Genomic DNA, 19,857 nt, shown 5'->3' with positions numbered 1-19,857 from the left:
CCCGCCGGCTGAAGCCGGCGGGCGGGCAGGTCGCTCAGCGCTCGACGCAGAATTCGGCGATGGGCAGGCCGACGTGCCTGGACGCGGTGGGTACGTGGCCGAGCAGGCGATCGCCCGGACGAAGTTCCGTCACGTTGTGCACCACCCCGCCCGGCCCCAGCAGGCGCACGTGCCAGTCGTCCTGCGTCACGACGTTCACCACCGCGCCGCCGGGCGTCACCGCCGAGATGGAGAGCAACGGCCGGCGTTCGATCTTGACCCGGCCGACCCGGACCTCGCGGGCGCTGCCGTCGGAACGGACCGCGAGGATCGGCGCGCCGGCCGCCAGCTCGGTCACGTATCTCGTGCGGTCGCCCGGTACCAGGACGTACGAGTGCACCGCGCCCGCGTTCCAGCGGAACGGACGGGTCGGCATGTAGGGCAACGGGTGGGTCTCGGAGCAGGACAGGAAGAAACCGGTCGCGAACGATCCGATCAGGCAGCCCTCGTCGCTCTCCAACAGGGAGCAGGTGTCGATGCAGGCGCGGTCGCCGAGACCGACGTGCTCGATCCGGTCGACCACGAGGGTGACCAGGTCGACCGCCGCGGCCTGCGGGTTGACCAGCCGCTGGACCCGCGCCACGTCGTCGACGCCGAGCGGACGCAGCAGCAGCCCGTCGGAGCCGTGCTCCAGCACGAGCCGCACGATCTCCGCGTCCGTGAGATCCTCCACCGCCGTGACGATGCGACCGCCGGAGTCTCCGGCCGCGGCGATGACGATCTCCAGGGGAATCTTCGTCGGGTCGGTGAAGGTCAGCACGGTCCATGGCGCCTGGCGCACGAGTTCACAGGCGCGGGTGAGGCTCGGCGCGTCGGAGACCACGAGCTGGACTGCGGCCTGCGCCGCGCCCTCCGGCGCGGCGTCGGCGTCCCACAGCACGAGGTCGGCGACGCCGGCCGGGATGTCGGGACCGGACGGGTCCGCGGCGAGGATCCGCCGTACCGTCGGCGGCAGGGTGGCGAGGCGGGTGGCGGAGTCGGAGACGATGCCGTCGACGCGCTGGTGCAGCGCCGCCTCCGTGACGGCGTCCACGAGATGGGGTGCGACGGACCGCAGGTCGATCCAGGCGAAGTGGCGCCCGCCCGGACTCACCGCCGGCTCGGCGGGGCGGGCCGTGGCGGGGGTGATGGCGTCCGTGACGATCGCGGTGTCCATGGCGGTCTGGGCTCCCTCGGGTCGGGTGGGCAGGGCTCGCATCTCAGGTCAGCGGTTCCGGGTCGAAGCCGTTCGCCACCGCGGCGACCGCGGAGGCGATCGCCGCGGGGTCGGCGGCGTCGAAGATGCACCGGCCGAAGCTCAGCCCGGCCGCCCCGGCTCCGAGGATGTGCCGGGTCAGCTCGACGGTCTCCTCGATCCCGCCGGACGGATCGCCGCCGGCCACGTAGACCGGTAGCGCGGATGCCGCGACGACCTCGCGCATCGCCTCGACCGTGCCCGGGTAGGGGAGCTTCACCAGGTCGGCGCCGAGGTCCGCGGCGATGCAGGCGAGATGGATGAGGGTTCGGGGGGAGAACGGGTCGGCGCTGACCGAATCCCCCCGGGCGTACATCATCGCCAGCAGGGGCAGACCGAGGCGGTCGCACTCGCCGGCCACCAGACCCAGGTCGCGCAGTTGCGCGGGTTCGGTGGGCGAGCCGACGTTGACGTGGACGCTCACGGCGTCGGCGCCCCAGCGTGCCGCCTCCTCGACCGAGCCGACCAGGACTTTGGAGTTCGGGTCGGCGTGGTGCACCGTCCCGGCGGAGAGATGGACGATGAGGCCGGCGCCGACGAACGTCGCGGGCTCGATGGACCTGATCCGTCCCTTGTGGACGATTACGGCGTCGACACCGGCGTCGACGAGATCCCGGACCAGGCCCGCGTACGGCCGGCCGCAGGCGATCTGCCCGCTGGTCACCGAGTGGTCGAGGGGCACGAAGAGGGCACGCCCCTTGTGCCGCCCGGTGAGCCGCGCCAGGCGCAGCGCCTTGCCGTAGGGGCGCAGGAGGATGGCGCCGCCAGGACCGGACACGTCGTCTCCTCGTTGTGGCGAAGCTATTGTCAGATAATGGTTAGGGTAGGCTAACCTACACCGGTGGTGATTCCTAGCATGACCTCGGACACCTGCACGGGTGCCCGTCCCCTACCGCCCGCCCGGCGCGACAGGTATCTCGCCCGGGTCGGGCTGACCCCCGAGGAGCTGCGCCCCCTCGACGAGACGGCGCTACGCACGCTCGTCGCCGCGCACGTGGCGACCGTGCCGTTCGAGAACACCCGGATCCATCGCGGTGAGGCAGCCTCGGTCGACCCCGCCCGGATCTACGAGCGCCTGGTCACCCGGCACGCCGGTGGGATCTGCTATGAACTCAACGGTGGTCTCGCCGCGCTCCTGGCCGGGCTGGGCGCCCGTAGCGCGCTCGTCGCCGGCGCGGTGGTGGGCCCGTCCGGGGCGACGGGAGTCCCGCTCGGGCATGCCGCCTGCGTCGTGACGGTCGGCGGGGCCTGCTGGCTGGCCGACGTCGGCTTCGGTGGCGAGGGCCTGCTCGTTCCGCTGCCCGAGCGCCGGACGCGGCTGCACACCCCCAGCGGAGCAAGCTACGAGGTCGACCCGCGCCCGCGCGACCTCTCCGACTTCGAGGCGATGGCGTGGTGGCACAGCACCAGCCCACGCTCACGCTTCACGTCGTCGGTGGTGGTGTCGACCACCAGCGGCGGGCGGACCACCACGCTCGCCGGCAGCGGCCAGCCACTGAGCTTCCACCTGCGAACCACGGGAGGTGGGCAGCGGGAGCTGACACCGGCCGCCGCCCAGCGCACCGCACGCGACCTCTTCGGGCTGCGGGAACCGTTGCCGCACACCCTGATCCGGTACGCGCCGGCCAGCGTCGAGGCGTCGCGGTGAGGGACCTCGCCACCCAGGTCGCCGTCGTCGGCGCCGGACCGGCCGGGCTGTCGTTGGCCCGGATGCTGACCCTCCAGGGCATCGACACGGTCGTGCTGGAACAGCAGAGCCGGCACCGGCTCCGCACGACCCAGCGCGCGGGGATCGTGGAACAGCCGACCCGGCAGGTGATGGGCGAACTCGGCGTCGACGGGCGGATGAACCAGCTCGGCGTCGAGCACGCCGGCTTCCACCTGCGCCACCTGCGGCGCACGCACCACCTGGACTTCCGCTCCCAGGGCCGGGGCGCGGCCATGCTCTACCCGCAGCAGGAACTCGTCGCCGACCTCATCGACGCCGCGGACGAGGCGGGGCAGACGACCCTCTTCGACACCGCCGCGGTCGCGATCGACGGCTACCGCGCGCCGCTGCGCGCCGGCCGCACCGGCGACCGCCCGGTCGTCGTGCACGCGCGCGGCCCGGCCGGCCCGTTGCGGGTACGCGCCACCGTGGTCGCCGCCTGCGACGGATTCCACGGGATCGGCCGGGCGCACGCCCTCGCCGGAGACCCCGCCGTCCGTACCCACGCGCGCAGCTACCCGTTCGGCTGGCTCGGCATCCTGGCCCGGACCGCACCCGACCCGGCGGAAGGCATGTACTGCGTGAGCCGCCACGGCATGAGCCTGCACAGTTCGCGGGGCCCGCAACTGACCCGGCAGTACCTCCAGGTGCCCGCCGGAGCGGCGCTGCGGGACTGGCCCGACGAGCGCATCTGGGCCGAGCTACGCCGGCGCAGCGCCAGCGACGACCATCCTCCGCTCGCGACCGGCGAGATCGTCGACCGTACGGTGATCACCATCCGCAGCGCGGTCACCGAGCCGATGCGGGTGGGTCGGCTCCTCCTCGTCGGGGACGCGGCCCACATCATGCCGCCGACCGGCGCCAAGGGACTCAACCTCGCGGTGTCCGACGCCACTGTGCTCTCGTACGCGCTCGGCGCGCTCTTCGCCGGCGCCGGCGTGGGAGAACTCGACCGCTACAGCGACCGCGCGCTGCGCCGCGTCTGGCAGTCCCAGATGTTCTCGTCGAGCATGACCGACCTGCTGCACACCTCCGACGACCCACACGCCTGGCGGATCCGGTGCGCGAAGCTCGACGAGCTGATCGACAACCCGGACGCGCGGCACGCCCTCGGTCGCCTGTACACGGGTACGCCCTTTCCCACCCCGTGGCGCTGGACCTCCGGCGACGATCCGCATGCCGGCCCGTGAGGCGACCATGACCGTCCAGTCAGGTCAGCGGGCCGTGGTCGTCGGCTCGGGGACGCCAGCGGGGGTGAAGTCGCGGTCGGCGTGGGCCGCGGCGGCGGCGCGGGCAGCGTCCGGATCCGCCGCCACGATCGCCTCGAAGATCTGCCGGTGATCGTGGGCCCGGTCCTCGCGGGTGCCCGGTCGCAACTGCCCGCTGCCCATCGCGTACCGGATGGCGACCATCGCGCACTGGTAGAACTCGGCGAGCAGCGGGTTGCCGGCGGCGGCGAACATGTCGGCGTGGAACGAACCGGGGGAGGGCAGGGCCGGCGCGGGGCCCGGGTCGGTCACCGCCGCGTTGCCGGCCTCCAGTGACCGGCGCATCCGTTCCAGGTCCTCCTCGGTGCGGCGCGCGGCGGCCAAGCCGGCAGCCTCCACCTCCAGCGCGCGGCGCAGGCCGAGGACGGCGGCGACCGGCTGGTGCACCAGATGCTCGCTCAGCACCGCGTTGACCGGGCTGCGGGCCCGGACGAACGTCCCCACCCCGGCCACACTCTCCAGCATCCCCGTGTTGGCCAGCGCGCGGGTCGCCTCCCGGATGGTGCTCCGTCCAACGGCGAGCGTCTCGGCCAGTTGGGCCTCGGTGGGAATGCGAGTGTTGAGCGGCCAGTTGCCGTCACGGATCTGCTGTTGCATCCACTCCGCCACGACCCGGGACCGTGAGCTTCTCGTCATCGGCACCCAGCTCGTGGTGCTGCGCCGCGCTGGTTCATGTCCCAAACGATACGCGACGCGGCTTACGGCGACCGCGACGTCAGGCGGGGCGGTCCCGATCCGGCCGGCCGGAGATCGCGGAGAACTCGACGTCGAGGCGGTCCACGATCGGCTGGAGAAAAGGTGGGCGCAGGATCGAGGAGTGGCCCCCGGTGACGGGGATCACCTCGTGTGTCCCGGTCAGTACCCGGCTCCACCAGGCCGGCCGGTCGGGGTTGTCCTCGGCGGTGAAGAGCAGCGTCCGGCCGTGCCAGGTGGCCAGCCGGTGCCGGTTGACCATCCGGAGGCTCTGCTCCCAGAACACCGCCTCGCGTACGGACGCCGGGTAGCGCACCATCCCGGCGCCGGCCAGTCGGGCGTGCATGAGCAGCCGCTGGCGCAGCGGTGGCGGTGCGAGTGCCGGCGGTGCGGGCGTACCGTCCGTACGCCGGGCGGGCGCGGTCACCTGCTCCGGCAGGATCGTGTCGAGCAGCACGACCAGCGGCACCTCCGCGCCGTCCGCGGCGAGCGCGGCGGCGGTCTCCAGCGCCAGCAGGCCGCCGAAGGAGTGCCCGATGAGGACGTACGGGCCGTCCGGTGCGGCCTGCCGGAGCACGCCCAGGTGGCGGCGCACCACGGCGGCCAGGCTCCAGTCCGGCCGGCCACGATGCTCGAACCCGCTCGCCTGGAAGCCGATGACGGGCACCTCCGCCCGCAGCGCGGTGGCGAGTGGCAGCAGCGAGAGCGCCGCCGCGCCGCCGCCCGCGTACGCGAACACGGCGGGGGCCGGGGCAGCCGAGCTACGCAGCGTGACCGCGGTGGGAGGCAGGTGCTGGCGGCGGGCGGCGCTGCCGTCCAGCAGCCGGGCCAGCTCGGCGATGGTGGGCGCGGCGGTGAGGTCGGCGGAGCCGATGGCGCTGCCGGTCGCCTGGCGGGTGGCGGCGATCATCTCCTCGACCGCCAGCGAGTCGGCGCCCAACTCCCAGAAGTCCACGTTCACCGGCGCCTCGGCGAGACCGAGCACGTTGCGCCAGATCTCGGCGAGCAGCCTCTCGGTCGGCGTGGCGGGCGCGACCGGACGGTGGTCCGGGGCGGCCGGCAGCGCGGGCCGGTCCACCTTGCCGCGTTCGTTGCGAGGTAGTTCGGTCAGCAGGACCACGCGGGCGGGCACCATCCAGGACGGGAGCCGCCCGCGCAGGGCGCGCCGTATCGCGGCCGGAGTCGTCGCGCGTTCCCTGGTCACCGGCACCACGTGCGCGACCAGGCTGGCCCGCGTGGCACCGGTGTCGTCGGTCGCCGGCACCGCGCTGACCACCGCCTCCCGCACGTCGGGGGAGTCCAGCAGCGCCGCCTCCACCTCGGCCGGCTCGACCAGGTAGCCACCGATCTTCACCGCGGCGTCGGCGCGACCGGCGAGGTGGAGCAACCCGTCACCGTCCCACCGGCCGAGGTCGCCACCGCGGTACGTGGTGCTGCCGTCCGGGTTGCGGCGGAACCGCTTCGCGGTCGCCGCCGGGTCGCCGAAGTAGCCGGAGGAGAGGTAGTGCGAGGTGACCGCCACCTCGCCGGTGACACCGGCGGGCAGCGGGTCGCCGTTCTCGTCGACCACCTCGACGACGCGGTTGGCGGCGGGGTGGCCCACCGGGAGGATGCCGGGCGGGAGCGGTGCGGACGCCGGCAGCGGGAAGAAGGCCAGGCTGCCGATCTCGGACGCGCCGGAGAGGCCGACGTAGGTCGAGTCCGGCCCCAACTGCTCCCGCAGCCGCGCGACGAGGGAGGCGTGGATCGCCTCGCCGCAGGTGGTGACGTGACGCAGGCCGGACAGGAGATCGGGGGCGCCGGGGGTGTCCAGGATGGAGCGGAGCAGCGCCGGCGTGGCGTACACGGCGCTGACCCGCTGCTCGCGCAGCCAGCCGGGCAGCCCGGCCAGGCCGAGTACGCGCGGGTCGTACACGTGCAGGCTGCCCCCGGTGAGCAGGGCCGTGAAGACGACGTCGAGCCCGCCGCCGAAGCTGAGCGGCAGCACCAGCGCGTGCCGGTCCGCCGGCCCGAGTTCCATCGCCACGCGGTACCCGTACGCCTGGCCGAGCCAGCTGGCGTGGCTGTGCACGACGCCCTTGGGCCGCCCGGTCGAGCCGGAGGTGTAGACGATCACCGCCGGGTCGTGGAGGTCGCCGGAGGGCAGGGGAGTGTCGGTGGGCTCCGGTGTGGCCAGCGCCGCCACGCCGAGGTGGTGCGCGCCGCTGGCGGTGAGGATCTGCGCGATCCGTGCGTCGGGCAGCATCGGATCGAGCAACACCGCGGCGCGGCCGGAGAGGACGACGGCGAGGAGTGCGACGACGCAGTCGGCGGTGGGCGCGACGTCGATCGCGACGGGTGAGCCGGCCGGGATGGCGGGCAGGGCGCGCGCCCAGCGTTCGGCCGTACGCAGCAGGTCGGCGTAGGTGTAGGCGGCGTCGGGCGAGGCGACGGCCGGCGCGTCGGGCGTGACCCCGGCGAGATAGCGCAGCCGATGGCCGATCGACCTCCACTCACCCGGCACGGTCAGCGGCGCCACCGTCTCCTCGTGTTGCCCGGGTACCGCGCTCGTCCGCAACAGATCGCTGCTCACACCCGCTCCCTTGATCCACCCGGCGTGCCAACGGGGGATAACTTTAGGGTAGCCTAACCATCATCTGACAATAGGTTGGTCGGGTTGTTCTGATGTCCGCCCAGGGCGGCGTGGCGTGGAGAGGTTCGCGGGAGACGGCATGAACGCAAGAGTGAGCGAACCCGGCGGCACCGTGTCGGTGGTGGTTCCGGTCCACAACACCGCCGACCGGATCGCCGCCTGCCTACGGTCGGTGGCGGCGCAGACCCTCCGTCCGGCCGAGGTCGTCCTGGTCGACGACCGGGGCCGCGACGACGCCGTGGCCGTGGCGCGTCGAGCGCTGTCCGGGCTGGAGCTGCCGTACCGGGTGGTGGCCCACGACCGCAACCGGGGCGCGGGCGCCGCCCGCAACACCGGACTCACCCACGTCACCGGGGACTGGGTCTGGTTCCTGGACAGCGACGACGGGGCCGAGCCGAGCTTCCTGGCGCGCATGGTCGAGGCAGGCACCGCGTACGGCGTCGACATCGTGGCCTGCCGCACCCGGCGGGTCGGTCCGGACGGCGTCGCGTGGGGAGTGGACGAGGCGCCCTGGGGTCGGCCGGTCATCTCCGGCGCCGGGGCGGCGCGGCTGCTGTTGGGCAACCGGATGCGCGCGTACCCCTGCAACAAGATCTTCCGGCGGCGGGCGCTGCCCGCCGGTGTCTTCGACGTGGGGCGCGCCTACGAGGACTTCCTCCCGGTGCTGCGGCTGCTGCTGGACGCGCGCCGGGTCGCGCTCGTCGACGACCCGCTCTACCGCTACACGGCGAACCCGGTCTCGGTCTCCGCCCGCTTCGGCCGGCACACCTTCGACCTGCTCGACGTCGGCGATGACGTCGGCGCCGAACTCGCCCGCCGGGGGCTGTCGCGGGCCTGGCGCGCGGAGCATCTCCACTACCGCTACCTCAACGTGGTGCTGCCGTTGGCGAACATGGCGCTGCGCGCGGAGCACGCGGGCCGCCGCGACGGGGAGACCCGGGCCGCGGTGGCCGCCGCCCGGCGGCGGACCCGCGCGCTGGACCTGGCCATGCTCGCCGCGGCCGGTCGGCTCCGGACCGCTCTGGCCGGCGGGGTGCTCAAGGTCGCGCCGGGGCTCTACTCGCGCGTCCTGGCCCATCGATGAGCCGGCGGGCCGACGAGTGCGGGACGGATGGGGTCCTGTGGCCGGCCACGGCGAGGTGAGCACGGCCATGAGCATCGATCCGCTCGACGGCCCGGCGGCCGGCCTCAAGGAGTCGCTCGCCGCCGCGATCGACCACGACGCGGCGCACATCGCCGCCGTCGGTGACGACATCTTCGCCCATCCGGAGCTGGCCTACCAGGAGTTCCGGACCGCCGACGTGGTGGCCCGGGAACTGCGCGCGCTCGGCCTGCCGGTCGAGGAGGGGCTGGCCCGCACCGGCGTGCGGGCCCGTGTCGTCGGCAGCCGTCCCGGCCCGGTGGTGTGCGTGCTCGCCGAGTTGGACGCGCTGCACGCGCCCGAGCATCCGGCGGCCGACCCGGGTACCGGCGCCGCCCACGCGTGCGGTCACAACGCCCAGGTCGCCCACCTGGTCGGGGTGGCGCGGGCGATGACCGAGCGGGCGGCGGCCGGCGAACTGGCCGGGGAGGTGGTGTTCTTCGCGGTGCCCGCCGAGGAGTACAGCGACATCGGCCGGCCGGGCGTGTCCGACGTGGAGTTCCCCGGCGGCAAGCAGGAGCTGATCCGTCTCGGTTGCTTCGACGGCGTGGGGCTGGCGCTGATGGCCCACGCCAGCGGCGTACCCGAGGTGGCCCCCGCCGCCCCCGGCGCCGGGAGGCCCACCGCCGCGCTCGGCATGGACTGGCAGTACACGGGGTTCACCACGAGACGGGCCGTCTTCCACGGCCGGTCGGCGCATGCGTCGTCGGCGGCCGGTCACGGGGTCGACGCGTCGGCCGCGGCCCGGATCGCGCTGCACGCCATCGACGCCCAGCGCGGGACGTTCGCCGAGGACGTCCGGGTGCATCCCGTCCTGCGGGCGCATCCGGCCTCGCTCAACGTGATCGCCGACCAGGCCACCGTGGACACCCTGATCCGGGGCCGCAGCGCCAGGTCGATCGCCGACGCGGAACGGCGGGTGGACCGGGCGTTGCGGGCGGGCGCCCTGGCTGTCGGGGCGGTCGTCGAGCTGACCTCGGCCCCCGGGTTCCTGCCGCTGGCCGTGGACCGCACCCTCGGCGGGCTGTTCCGCCGCAACGCGCTGGTGCTGGCCGGCGACGCGGGCTGGGCCGAGCACGACTTCTCGGCGGCGTCGACGGATGCCGGCGACCTCAGTCACCTGATGCCGGTCATGCACGCCACCCACGGCGGCTGCGCCGGGGTCAACCACTCGGCGCGGTTCCGGGTCGTGGACCCGGTCCGGGCGTACGTGCAGCCGGCCAAGGCGCTCGCCTGGACCGTGGTGGACCTGCTGCACGGGGACGCGGCGGCGGCCCGCGACGCGATCGCCGGCTACCGGCCACGGCACACCCGGGCCGGCTATGTCGACGCGATGCGGGCGACCACCCGCCGTGCCCGCTACCCGGAGGCGGCGGAGCCGTGGACGTGCTGACGATCCCGCCCCCGGGGGGCCCGGCCGTGCCGCCACACACGCCGCGGCCGTACCCGCTCGACGTCGTCCAGGGCGACCGGGTGCGGGCGCTGGCGGCGACGCTGGCCAGCGGCGCGGGACCGGGCGCCGTCGAGGCGTTCTGGGTCGAGGCGGCGCGGCGCGGCACGCCGCTGGTGGAGCCGGACGCCGACGGGTACGTGGTGACCTTCCTCTGGCGCGACCCGGTCGCCGCGGCGGTGCTCCTGCACGCGAACCGGCTGACCGACTTCCGTGACCTCGGGCAGAGCCTGATGCGCCGGCTGCCCGGCACGGACGTCTGGCACCTGAGCTACCGGATGCCGGCGACCTGGCGCGCCAGTTATCGCATCGGCCCGCTGACCGAGCCGCTTGCGGCACCCGGCTCGCCGGCCATCCCGGACCGGGCGGCCTGGCGGGCGTTGCGTGCCGCGGCTCGGACCGATCCCCTCAACCGGATGCCCCTGCGTGAGCGGACCGGCAGACCGCCACTGTCGGTGGTGACGCTGCCCGGCGCGCCCGCGCAGCCCTGGCTGGCGCGCCAGCGCGGCGTCCCGCGTGGCACGGTCACCACGCACCGGGTGGGCGGGCACGTCGTGCGGACCTATCTGCCCCCGGGGGCACGGGGCCGGGACCTGCCGGTCGTCGTGCTTCTCGACGGGGAGGTCTGGGCCGCCGACGGCCGGCTGCCGTCCACGATGGACAACCTGGCGCACGCGGGACGGATACCACCGGCCGTGGTCCTGATGGTCGACTCCGGCGACGTGCCGACCCGTACCCGGGTCCTGGGCTGCGACCCCGGGTTCGCGGCCTTTCTCGCCGACGACCTGCTCGGCTGGGCGGCCGATCGCTGGCCGGTGACCGCCGACGCGGCCCGCACCGTCCTCGCCGGACAGAGCCTCGGCGGGCTCACCGCCGCGTACGCCGCGCTCTGCGCGCCGCACCGTTTCGGTGCGGTGCTGTGCCAGTCCCCGTCGCTCTGGTTTCCCGGTGGCCCGGCGGCGGAGTGGCTCACCGGCCGCTACGCGGACGCCCCCGCCCGGCCGCTTCGTTGGTACCTGGAGGTCGGCACCCGGGAGTGGGACCTGATCGGACCGGTCCGGCGGTTCCGCGACGTGCTGAATGGACGGGGCTACCCGCTGACGTACGCGGAGTACGACGGTGGGCACGACATCGCCTGCTGGCGTGGCAGCCTGGCGAACGGGCTGACCGCGCTGCTCCGCGAGGTCTGACGCCGAACCCTCCGCCGAGTCGTCCGGGACACTTTTCCGCGATCATCCTTGCTAAGGATGCCCTTACTATTGTCTGATGAATCCATGGCACCTCACGACGTCGCCCTGGTGACCGGCGCGGCGGGCGGCATCGGTCGGGCGACCGCCGCCGCGCTGGCCCGCGAGGGCAGTGCCGTGGGCCTGCTCGACCTGCCCGGTTGCGACCTCGACGGCGTCGCCGCCGGCCTACGCCGTGCCGGGCTGACCGCACTGCCGATCGAGGCCGACGTACGCCGGCCGGACGAGGTCGACGCGGCCGTCGAGTCGGTCGAGGCGCGGTTGGGCCCGGTCACCCAACTCGCCTGCGTCGCCGGCGTGCTGGCCCCGGGCGGGCTGCTGACCACCACGGACGCCGACTGGGCCGAGCAGTTCGCGGTCAACAGCACCGGCGTCTTCCACTGCCTGCGCGCCGTCGCCCGGATCATGACCCGGCGACGGACCGGCGCGATCGTCGTCGTCACCTCCAACGCCGCCGTGGTGCCCCGCCAGCAGATGCTCGCGTACGCCGCGTCGAAGGCCGCCTCGACCGCCCTGACCCGCGCCGCCGGCCTGGAACTCGCCGGCTACGGCATCCGCTGCAACGCGATCCTGCCCGGCTCCACCGACACCCCGATGCAGCGGGCCGTGTGGCCGGATCCGGCGGCCGGCGTCCGCGCCGCGCTCGACGGCGAGCCGGAGACGTACCGGGTCGGCGTGCCGCTGCGCCGCATCGCCGCACCCGACGACATCGCCGACGTGGCCGCGTTCCTGCTCTCGGAGCGGGCCCGGCACGTCACGCTCCAGACCGTCGCCGTGGACGGCGGCGCCTCGCTATGACCGCCCCCGCCTCGACCGCACTCTTCGCCACCGCCGACTACGCCCTCGTCACCGACGGCCGGCCACGCCGGCTGACCACGGATCGCTCCGACGACACGCGCTGGGCCGACACCACCCTGACCGCGCTCGCCCACACTGCCGGGGACCCGTTGGCGATCGGCGTGCTGAGCTTCCGCCCCGACGGCCCCGCCACCGCGCTCCTGTCCGGCGCCGCCCGACGCCTACCCCGGTCGGCGCTGGACCGCCCCGCACCGCGATACGCCTGGTCCACCGCGATCGAGGTGCCGGCCGCGGCGGAGTACGCGGCCACCGTCTCCGCCGCCGTCGACCGCCTCACCGGCGACGCCGGACTACGCAAGGTCGTGCTCGGCCGCTGGCTGGACCTGACCAGCGCCGGCGACCCCGCACCGGACCACCTGCTCGCCGCGCTCGCCGGCCGCCACCCGGCCGGGCACATCTTCGGCGTACCACTGGGACGCAGCGCCGGATACCTGCTCGGCGCCAGCCCCGAACTGCTGGTCGGCCGGCGCGGCCGGCGGGTGCGGTCCACCCCGCTGGCGGGGTCGCTGCCCCGGGCGGCGGACCCGGCCGAGGACCGGATCCGCGCCGACCTGCTCCGTGACTCGGCCAAGGACCGGCACGAACACGCGCTCGTGGTCGACGCCGTCGCCGAGGCGCTCGGCCCGCTCTGCCGGCGCCTGGCCGTACCCGCCGCTCCCACGCTGGTCCACACCGACACCATGTGGCACCTGGCCAGCCCGATCGTCGGCGAGCTACGGGAGGTCGGCCCGGCCACCAGCGCGCTGCGGCTGGCCCAGCTGCTGCACCCGACACCGGCGGTGTGCGGCACCCCCCGAGAGGCCGCGTACCACCTGATCGAGCAGCTCGAACCGGCCGACCGCGGCCCGCTGACCGGTGCGGTCGGGTGGCTGGACGGGGCCGGCGACGGCGACTGGGCGGTGACGATCCGCGCCGGTGTCCTGCGTGGCCGACGACTGCGGCTCTTCGCCGGCGCCGGCATCGTGCCCGGGTCCGACCCCGCCGCCGAGGTGGCCGAGACCGGCGCGAAACTGGCGACCATGCTCGGCGCGCTCGGCGTCGCCGTACCCCGGCCGATCGAACCGGCGGTGGCCGGATGAGCCTCCCCCGCCGCAGCGCTCCGGAACCCGTCGCCGGCTGGCCGGCCGACCTCGCCGCCCGCTACCGGGCGCTCGGCTACTGGCGGGACGAGACGTTCGGCGCGCTGCTGGCCAGCCGCGCCGCCCAACACCCGGACCGGACGGCCATCGTGGGCCGGTCGGCCCGGAGCGGGGAATGGGTCAGGCTCAGCTACCCGGAACTGGACCGGGCGGCCACCACCGTGCACGCCGCCCTGCGGGCCGCCGGGATCCGGCCGCGCGACCGGATCGTCCTGCAACTACCCAACTGCGTGGAGTACGTCAGCTACCTGTTCGGCATCTTCCGCGCCGGTGCCTGGCCCGTGTTCGCGCTGCCCGGGCACCGCGAGGCGGAGCTGACCCAGTTCTGTCTCGTCGCGGATGCCGCCGCCCACGTGCTGACCGGACGCGGCCCGCGCGGCGGCGACCCACCGGCCGTGGCCCGGCGGGTGGCCGAGCGGCTGCGCGCCGCCGGCCATCCACCACCGCTCGTGATCGACGTCGGAGCCGGCCTCCCCGCGCCGGCCGAGGCGCCGGTGGCGGCCGACGTCGCCGCCGAGGAGGTCGCCTTCCTGCAACTCTCCGGCGGCACCACCGGGACACCGAAGCTGATCCCGCGCACCGCCGCCGACTACCTGTACTCGGTGCGCGAATCGGCCCGGATCTGCGGCGTCGACGAGCGGACCGTGATGCTCGTGGCGCTACCCGTGGCGCACAACTTCCCGATGAGCTCGCCCGGCATCCTCGGCGTGCTGTACGCCGGCGGCACCGTGGTGCTGGCCCCCGATCCCAGCCCGTCGACCGCCTTCCGGCTGATCGAGTCCGAGCGCGTCACCATGACCTCGGTCGTCCCCCCGATCCTGCAGGCGTGGCTTCCCGCCGCCACGCGTACCGGCCACGACCTCGGCAGCCTCGACGTCATCCAGGTCGGCGGCGCCCGGCTGGCGGACGCGGTCGCCGCCCGCGTCCGCCCTGACCTCGGCGCCCGGCTGCAACAGGTCTTCGGGATGGCCGAGGGTCTGGTCAACTACACCCGGCTCGACGACCCGGACGACCTCGTGACCCGCACCCAGGGGCGGCCGATCAGCCCCGACGACGAGATCCGGGTGGTCGACGACGACGACCGGGACGTGCCGGCGGGCGCCGAGGGACTGCTCCTGACCCGGGGGCCCTACACCATCCGGGGCTACTACCGGGCCGGCGTCGACGGCGCGGCGGCGTTCACCGCGGACGGCTTCTACCGCACCGGCGACCTCGTCCGCCAACTCCCCACCGGACATCTCGTCGTCACCGGCCGGGCCAAGGACCAGATCAACCGCGGCGGTGACAAGGTGGCCGCCGAGGAGGTCGAGGGGCACCTACTGACCCACCCACGGCTGCGCGACGCGGCGGTGGTCGCCATGCCCGACGCTTTTCTCGGTGAGCGCATCTGCGCCTTCGTCATCCCCGCCGGTCCGCCCGCGCCGACCGCCGTGGAGCTACGGCAACACCTGCGCGAGCGGGGCATCGCGGAGTACAAGATGCCGGACCGATTCGAGGTCGTCGCCGAGTTTCCCGTCTCCGCGGTCGGCAAGACCAGCCGCCGCGAGCTGCGCCGCGACCTGACCCGCCTGCTGGCCACGAATCCCGAACGGAGCCCGCGATGAGCCTGCCCGCGCCCGGCGACTATGCCCCACCGGCCGAATCGGAGCTACCCACCAGCCGCGCCCGGTGGACGCTTGCCAGCGGTCGCGCCGCCCTGCTCGTGCACGACATGCAGGAATACTTCGCGCGGGTGTACCGGCCGGGCAGCGTCGCGCTGGAGTCTGCGGTGTCGGCGACGGCATCACTGCTGCGCGTGGCGCGCCAGCACGGCGTACCGGTCGTCTACACGGCACAGCCCGGCGACCAGGACCCGGCCGGGCGGGGCCTACAGGCCGACCTGTGGGGACCGGGACTGCGCGCGGTGCCGGCCGACACCCAGATCCTGCCGCAACTCGCCCCGCAGCCCGGTGACCGGGTGCTGACCAAACACCGGTACAGCGCGTTCGCCCGCACCGACCTGGCCCAGTGGCTCCGCGAACGGGGACGCGACCAGCTCGTCGTCACCGGCATCTACGCGCAGTTCGGGGTGCTGGCGACGGCGCTGGACGCGTTCTGTCGGGACATCGCCCCGTTCGTCGTGGCCGACGCGGTCGCCGCGTTCGACCGGTCGGGCCACCTGCGGGCGCTGCGACAGGCCGCCGACAGCTGCGCGGTCGTCACCACCGCGGCGGCGGTACGCAGCGCGCTGGCGGCAGGGGAGCCGGGCGCGGACCGCATGCTCCGCGAGGTGCTCGGCGCGCTGATGGACGGGCCCGAGGCGGTCGAGGCCGCGCTGGCCGAGCCCGACGGCGACCTCTTCGCGCTCGGCCTCGACTCGATCCGCGCCATGGCCCTGCTGGCCGCCCTGGAAGAACGCGGAGTGCACGTCGACTTCGGTGACTTCATCTCCACCGGGACCGTCGCCTTCCTGCGGGAGCGCATCGGCGCCGCGCCGCAGCACCGGGTGCCCGTGCCAGGGCCGCTCGGATGACCGCTTGGCTGCCGCTGACCTCGGCCGCCCGTGGCCTCTACTTCGCCCACCAGCTCGACCCGCGCAGCCCGGCCTACTCCACCGCCGAGGTGGTGGAGATCTGCGGCCCACTCGACCCGGCCGCGCTGGACGGGGCGCTTCGCCGCGCGTACCTCGACTTCGAACAGCTCCGGATCGAGCTGCGACTGCGGCCCGAGGGACCGCAGCAGCGCGTACGCCCGGACCCGCCGACCCGGCTGCGGGTGGTGGACCTGCGCGACCACGCCGACCCGGAGGCGGCGGCCGACCGGCTGGTCCGCGCCGACGTGGCCCGGCCACTCGACCTCGACACGGGCGAGCTGGTGCGGACCGTGCTGTTCCGGATCGCGCCAGATCGGGCGCGGTGGTACCACTGCGCGCACCACGTGCTGCTCGACGGGTACGGCTACGCCCAGCTCGCCCGCCGGGTGGCCGCCTGGTACGGCGCCCTCGTCGGCGGCCCGCCACCGGCGCCGGTCACCGCCACCCTCGCCGACGTCGTGGCGGAGGACCGGGCCCGGGGCGCCGATCCGGCACGCGTCGCGGCCGACGACGAGTTCTGGGCGGGCCGCCTCGCCGGCGTCGGACTCTCCACCCTGGCCGGCCGGGTCGCCGACCCGGCGCCGGTCGCGGTCCGCGCCGCGACCGACCTGACCTCCGCCGCGCAGGCCGCGCTCCTGAAGGCCGCGCAGCGGCACGGCGTCACCTGGACCGACGTCGCCACCGCCGCCTGCGCCGCCTACCTCGGCCGGATGGCCGGACTCGACGAGGTGCGGATCGGGCTGCCGTCGATGAACCGGGTGGTACCCGGTTCCGGCACGTCGGCCGCCGCCCGGACCGTCTGCACCGCGATGAACGTGCTGCCGGTGGCCGCCCGGACCGGCACGGCGACCGTGGGCGAACTGACCGCCCAGGTGCGGGCCGAGGCCGCCGAGGTCCGGGAGCATCCGTACACCCGGCAGGAGGAGCTGGCCCGCCGGCTGCGGCGGGCCGGTGGCGGCCAGCTTTTCGGCCCGCAGGTCAACCTCCTCCCGTTCGACCTGCGGCTGAGCTTCGGCGCGGCGACCGGCGTGGTCCGCAACGTCACCGCCGGGCCGGTCGAGGACATGACGTGGTGCCTGCGCGGCGTGCCGGGTGGCGGCCGGCCGGTCCGGTTCGAGGTGGACGCGAATCCGCGGCTCTACCCGGCCGACGACGTACGCGGGCACGCCGAGCGGCTGGCCGCGTGGATCGAGACGTTTGCCGCCGCCGACCCGGCCGACCCGGTCGATGCGCTGCCGCTGGTGACCCAGACCGACCGGTGCCGGATGCTGACCGACTTCGCCGGACCGGTGGTGCGGCGACCGGCCACCGACCTGCTGGCGGCGTTCCGGGCGCAGCGGGCACGCACCCCGCACGCGCCCGCCCTGCGCTACGAGGGCCGCGAGCTGACCTACGCCGAGCTGGACGACCGGGCCGCCCGGCTGGCCGGGACCCTGCGCCGGCACGGCGTGCGCCCGCGCGACGTGGTCGGCGTGGGGCTGCGCCGCGGCATCGACCTGTATGTGGCGGTCTACGCGTTGCTGCACCTCGGCGCGGTCTACCTGCCGGCGGACCCGGACCTGCCGCACGCCAGGATCGCCGGCATGCTCGCCGACGCCGGCAGCGGCTGGCTGCTGACCGACGGGTCGGCCGGGCTCACCGGGCTGGCGGAAGCCCATCCGGGGCTGCGGGTGCTCTCCCTCGACCCCGGTTCCCCGCTGTCGGCCGGGGCGGCCCACCCGGCCGGAGCCGGCACGTCCCGGGTACGACCGGACGACACCGCTTACGTGATCTTCACGTCCGGGTCCACCGGCCGGCCCAAAGGTGTGCGGATCAGCCACCGGGCCATCGACAACCGGCTCGCCTGGATGCAGTCCCACTTCCGGCTCCGTCCCGCAGAGCGGGTGCTGCACAAGACCCCGATCTCCTTCGACGTGTCCATCTGGGAGCTGTACTGGCCGCTACGGGTGGGCGGCTGCGTGGTGATCGCCCGGCCCGGCGGGCACCGCGACCCCGGCTACCTGGCCCGGCTCATGGTGGACGAGCGGATCAGCACCGTGCACTTCGTACCGTCGATGCTGCGGGCGTTCTGCGCCGACCCGGCGAGCGAGCGGGTGGCCGGCGGCGGCACGCTGACCCGGCTGGTCTGTAGCGGCGAGGCGCTCACCGGTGACCTGGTCCGGACCGCGACCGCCCGGCTCGGCGTGCCGCCGACCAACCTCTACGGACCGACCGAGGCCGCGGTCGACGTGACCTACTGGAACTGCGACCCGGAGCGGGACGGCGAGATCGTGCCGATCGGCCGCCCGGTCTGGAACACCCGCGCCTACGTGCTCGACGCCCGTCGGCGGCTGCTGCCGCCCGGCGCGCGCGGTGAGCTGTACCTCGCCGGGGTGCAGCTCTCCGACGGGTACGCCGGAGAGGCCGAGCTGACCGCGCAGCGGTTCCCGGCGGACCCCTTCGTGCCGGACGAGCGCATGTACCGCACGGGCGACCTCGCGAGCTGGCGCGGTGACGGCGCGCTGCTCTATCTCGGCCGGGTCGACGACCAACTCAAGATCCGCGGCCAGCGGCTGGAGCCGGGCGAGGTCGAGGCGGTGCTCGGCATGGTGCCGGGCGCCGGGCAGGTGGCGGCGGTGGGCGCCGGCGACCCGACGGAGCCGACCCGGCTCGTCGCGTACTTCACCGGCACCGCACCCGTCGCCGCCCTGCGCGCCGCCGCGCGAGACGCGCTGCCCGAGGCGATGCGGCCCGCCGCCTACGCCCGGATCGCCGACCTGCCGCTGACTCCCAGCGGCAAGGTGGACCGGCGCGCCCTCGCCGCGCGAGGGATGCCCCGGACGGACCCGACCTGCGGCGCGGCCCCCGGCGACGTGTGGCAGCAGCAGATCGGCGTGCTGATGGCCGGCCTTCTCGGCACCGGCACGGCGCTGCCGGCGGATGCGGACTTCTTCGACGCCGGCGGCGACTCGCTGTCCGCGCTGCGGCTGTTGGACCGGATCGAGGCGGTCCTCGGGCGGCGGCTGGCACTGATCGACGTCTTCACCGCACCGACCCCGGCCCGACTCGCCCGCGCGGTCGCCGGCCCCGACCGGGCCCGCCGCGACCTGGCCGAAGTGCTGCCCCTGCGCGACGCTGACGGGCCACCACTGTTCCTCCTCCCGCCGGCCGGCGGGCTCGGCTGGTGCTACGCCCCGCTGCTGCGGTCACTGCCGGGCCGGATCCGGCTGATCGCCCTCCAGTCCTCCTCCTTCGCGCACCCCGACGCGGCGCTGCCGGCCGACCTGGACACCCTCGCCGCCGGCTACCTGTCCGCCATCCGCTCGGTCGTCGGCGACGGGCCCTTCCACGTCGCGGGCTGGTCGATCGGCGGCATGGCGGCCCATGCCGTCGCCGCCTCGGCCAGCGCCGCCGGGCACCCGGTCGGCGTGGTGGCGCTACTCGACGCGTACCCGGCCGATCAGTGGCGACATCTCGGCGAGCCGACCCGAGCCGAGGCGCTGCGCGGGATCCTGCGGATGGCCGGTGCCGAACACCTGGTCGCCGAGGACGCGACGCTCGACGACGAGCAGGTGCGGCACGTGCTACGGGCCAGCGCCAGCCCCATGGCCGCCCTGCCGGAGGCGGTGCTCGCCGCGAGCATCCGGTGTGTCATACACGGCACGGCGCTGGTTCGCCACGCACGGCATACCCGGTACCCGGGAGATCTGCTGCTGTTCCGCGCGGCGGCGCCCCGCCCCGAGCAGTGGCTCGACCCGGCGGGCTGGCGCAGATACGCTCGCCGCGTCGAGGTGATCGACCTGCCGGCAACCCATCCGGACCTGGTGCGCGCCCCCGCCATCGACCGGATCGGTGCCGTTCTCGCCGAGCGGCTCGGGCCTTGATGCACTGGTGCGG

14 protein-coding genes are annotated in these 19,857 nt (G+C 74.9%); 10 read left to right on the top strand and 4 right to left on the bottom strand.

The genetic code is table 11. The features are described from left to right. Nucleotides 1-34: 34 nt before the first annotated feature. Both ACQPYA_RS18240 and ACQPYA_RS18235 read right to left on the bottom strand, forming a co-directional pair. The gene (locus tag ACQPYA_RS18240) at nt 35-1,195 is read right to left on the bottom strand and encodes a 3-dehydroquinate synthase II family protein (RefSeq protein WP_433528289.1); all 1,161 of its coding nucleotides are present in this window, start codon (nt 1,193-1,195) and stop codon (nt 35-37) included. A gap of 43 nt (nt 1,196-1,238) precedes the next feature. Beyond that, the gene (locus ACQPYA_RS18235; protein WP_433528288.1) at nt 1,239-2,051 is read right to left on the bottom strand and encodes a 2-amino-3,7-dideoxy-D-threo-hept-6-ulosonate synthase; all 813 of its coding nucleotides are present in this window, start codon (nt 2,049-2,051) and stop codon (nt 1,239-1,241) included. A 63-nt stretch (nt 2,052-2,114) separates the two neighbouring features. Between ACQPYA_RS18235 and ACQPYA_RS18230 the strand changes: the two genes are divergently transcribed. Then, nucleotides 2,115-2,921: an arylamine N-acetyltransferase family protein gene (locus ACQPYA_RS18230; protein ID WP_433528287.1), complete on the top strand. Its 807-nt coding sequence runs from the start codon at nt 2,115-2,117 to the stop codon at nt 2,919-2,921. Next, nucleotides 2,918-4,171, top strand: coding sequence for a 4-hydroxybenzoate 3-monooxygenase (locus ACQPYA_RS18225; protein WP_433528286.1), 1,254 nt, complete (start codon nt 2,918-2,920; stop codon nt 4,169-4,171). The genes ACQPYA_RS18230 and ACQPYA_RS18225 overlap by 4 nt, the downstream gene beginning before the upstream one ends. A gap of 24 nt (nt 4,172-4,195) precedes the next feature. Here the strand turns inward: ACQPYA_RS18225 and ACQPYA_RS18220 are convergent, their stop codons facing one another. Together ACQPYA_RS18220 and ACQPYA_RS18215 are read right to left on the bottom strand one after the other, a co-directional pair. Next, nucleotides 4,196-4,885 (bottom strand): FadR/GntR family transcriptional regulator, encoded by a 690-nt coding sequence (locus ACQPYA_RS18220; RefSeq protein ID WP_433528285.1) that lies wholly within the window; start codon nt 4,883-4,885, stop codon nt 4,196-4,198. A 79-nt stretch (nt 4,886-4,964) separates the two neighbouring features. Continuing rightward, a complete protein-coding gene (locus ACQPYA_RS18215; protein WP_433528284.1) occupies nt 4,965-7,514 on the bottom strand; it encodes an alpha/beta fold hydrolase in 2,550 nt (849 codons plus the stop codon). 139 nt (nt 7,515-7,653) lie between these two features. Here ACQPYA_RS18215 and ACQPYA_RS18210 point away from each other — a divergent pair, with 139 nt between their 5' ends. The 8 genes from ACQPYA_RS18210 to ACQPYA_RS18175 all read left to right on the top strand — a co-directional run bounded on the left by ACQPYA_RS18210 (nt 7,654) and on the right by ACQPYA_RS18175 (nt 19,844). Beyond that, complete coding sequence (locus tag ACQPYA_RS18210) at nt 7,654-8,658, top strand: glycosyltransferase family 2 protein (RefSeq protein ID WP_433528283.1); 1,005 nt, start codon at nt 7,654-7,656, stop codon at nt 8,656-8,658. A gap of 67 nt (nt 8,659-8,725) precedes the next feature. Then, the gene (locus ACQPYA_RS18205) at nt 8,726-10,108 is read left to right on the top strand and encodes an amidohydrolase (protein ID WP_433528282.1); all 1,383 of its coding nucleotides are present in this window, start codon (nt 8,726-8,728) and stop codon (nt 10,106-10,108) included. Beyond that, a complete protein-coding gene (gene fes / locus ACQPYA_RS18200) occupies nt 10,096-11,355 on the top strand; it encodes an enterochelin esterase (protein ID WP_433528281.1) in 1,260 nt (419 codons plus the stop codon). The genes ACQPYA_RS18205 and fes overlap by 13 nt, the downstream gene beginning before the upstream one ends. 84 nt (nt 11,356-11,439) lie before the next feature. Next, nucleotides 11,440-12,210: an SDR family oxidoreductase gene (locus ACQPYA_RS18195; protein WP_433528280.1), complete on the top strand. Its 771-nt coding sequence runs from the start codon at nt 11,440-11,442 to the stop codon at nt 12,208-12,210. Beyond that, nucleotides 12,207-13,349 carry an isochorismate synthase gene (locus ACQPYA_RS18190; RefSeq protein ID WP_433528279.1) on the top strand — a complete coding sequence of 381 codons (1,143 nt, stop codon included), beginning with the start codon at nt 12,207-12,209 and terminating at the stop codon, nt 13,347-13,349. Before ACQPYA_RS18195 ends, ACQPYA_RS18190 begins: the two co-directional genes overlap by 4 nt. Continuing rightward, nucleotides 13,346-15,013, top strand: a complete 1,668-nt coding sequence (locus ACQPYA_RS18185) for a (2,3-dihydroxybenzoyl)adenylate synthase (protein WP_433528278.1) — start codon at nt 13,346-13,348, stop codon at nt 15,011-15,013. The genes ACQPYA_RS18190 and ACQPYA_RS18185 overlap by 4 nt, the downstream gene beginning before the upstream one ends. Further along, nucleotides 15,010-15,921: an isochorismatase family protein gene (locus ACQPYA_RS18180; protein ID WP_433528277.1), complete on the top strand. Its 912-nt coding sequence runs from the start codon at nt 15,010-15,012 to the stop codon at nt 15,919-15,921. Before ACQPYA_RS18185 ends, ACQPYA_RS18180 begins: the two co-directional genes overlap by 4 nt. Continuing rightward, nucleotides 15,918-19,844, top strand: coding sequence for an amino acid adenylation domain-containing protein (locus ACQPYA_RS18175; RefSeq protein ID WP_433528276.1), 3,927 nt, complete (start codon nt 15,918-15,920; stop codon nt 19,842-19,844). Before ACQPYA_RS18180 ends, ACQPYA_RS18175 begins: the two co-directional genes overlap by 4 nt. Nucleotides 19,845-19,857 lie beyond the last annotated feature (13 nt).

It is taken from the genome of Micromonospora sp. CA-263727, from assembly GCF_050942455.1.
Taxonomy (GTDB): Bacteria; Actinomycetota; Actinomycetes; order Mycobacteriales; family Micromonosporaceae; genus Micromonospora.
This window is presented reverse-complemented; position numbering and strand designations above follow the sequence as displayed.

Excerpts from the sequence above, each read along its gene's own strand:
- ACQPYA_RS18220 (WP_433528285.1), bottom strand. The coding sequence starts at position 4,885 with ATGACGAGAAGCTCACGGTCCCGGGTCGTGGCGGAGTGGATGCAACAG.
- ACQPYA_RS18195 (WP_433528280.1), top strand. The coding sequence starts at position 11,440 with ATGGCACCTCACGACGTCGCCCTGGTGACCGGCGCGGCGGGCGGCATC.
- ACQPYA_RS18240 (WP_433528289.1), bottom strand. The coding sequence starts at position 1,195 with ATGGACACCGCGATCGTCACGGACGCCATCACCCCCGCCACGGCCCGC.
- ACQPYA_RS18190 (WP_433528279.1), top strand. The coding sequence starts at position 12,207 with ATGACCGCCCCCGCCTCGACCGCACTCTTCGCCACCGCCGACTACGCC.
- ACQPYA_RS18175 (WP_433528276.1), top strand. The coding sequence starts at position 15,918 with ATGACCGCTTGGCTGCCGCTGACCTCGGCCGCCCGTGGCCTCTACTTC.
- ACQPYA_RS18185 (WP_433528278.1), top strand. The coding sequence starts at position 13,346 with ATGAGCCTCCCCCGCCGCAGCGCTCCGGAACCCGTCGCCGGCTGGCCG.
- ACQPYA_RS18180 (WP_433528277.1), top strand. The coding sequence starts at position 15,010 with ATGAGCCTGCCCGCGCCCGGCGACTATGCCCCACCGGCCGAATCGGAG.
- ACQPYA_RS18210 (WP_433528283.1), top strand. The coding sequence starts at position 7,654 with ATGAACGCAAGAGTGAGCGAACCCGGCGGCACCGTGTCGGTGGTGGTT.
- ACQPYA_RS18205 (WP_433528282.1), top strand. The coding sequence starts at position 8,726 with ATGAGCATCGATCCGCTCGACGGCCCGGCGGCCGGCCTCAAGGAGTCG.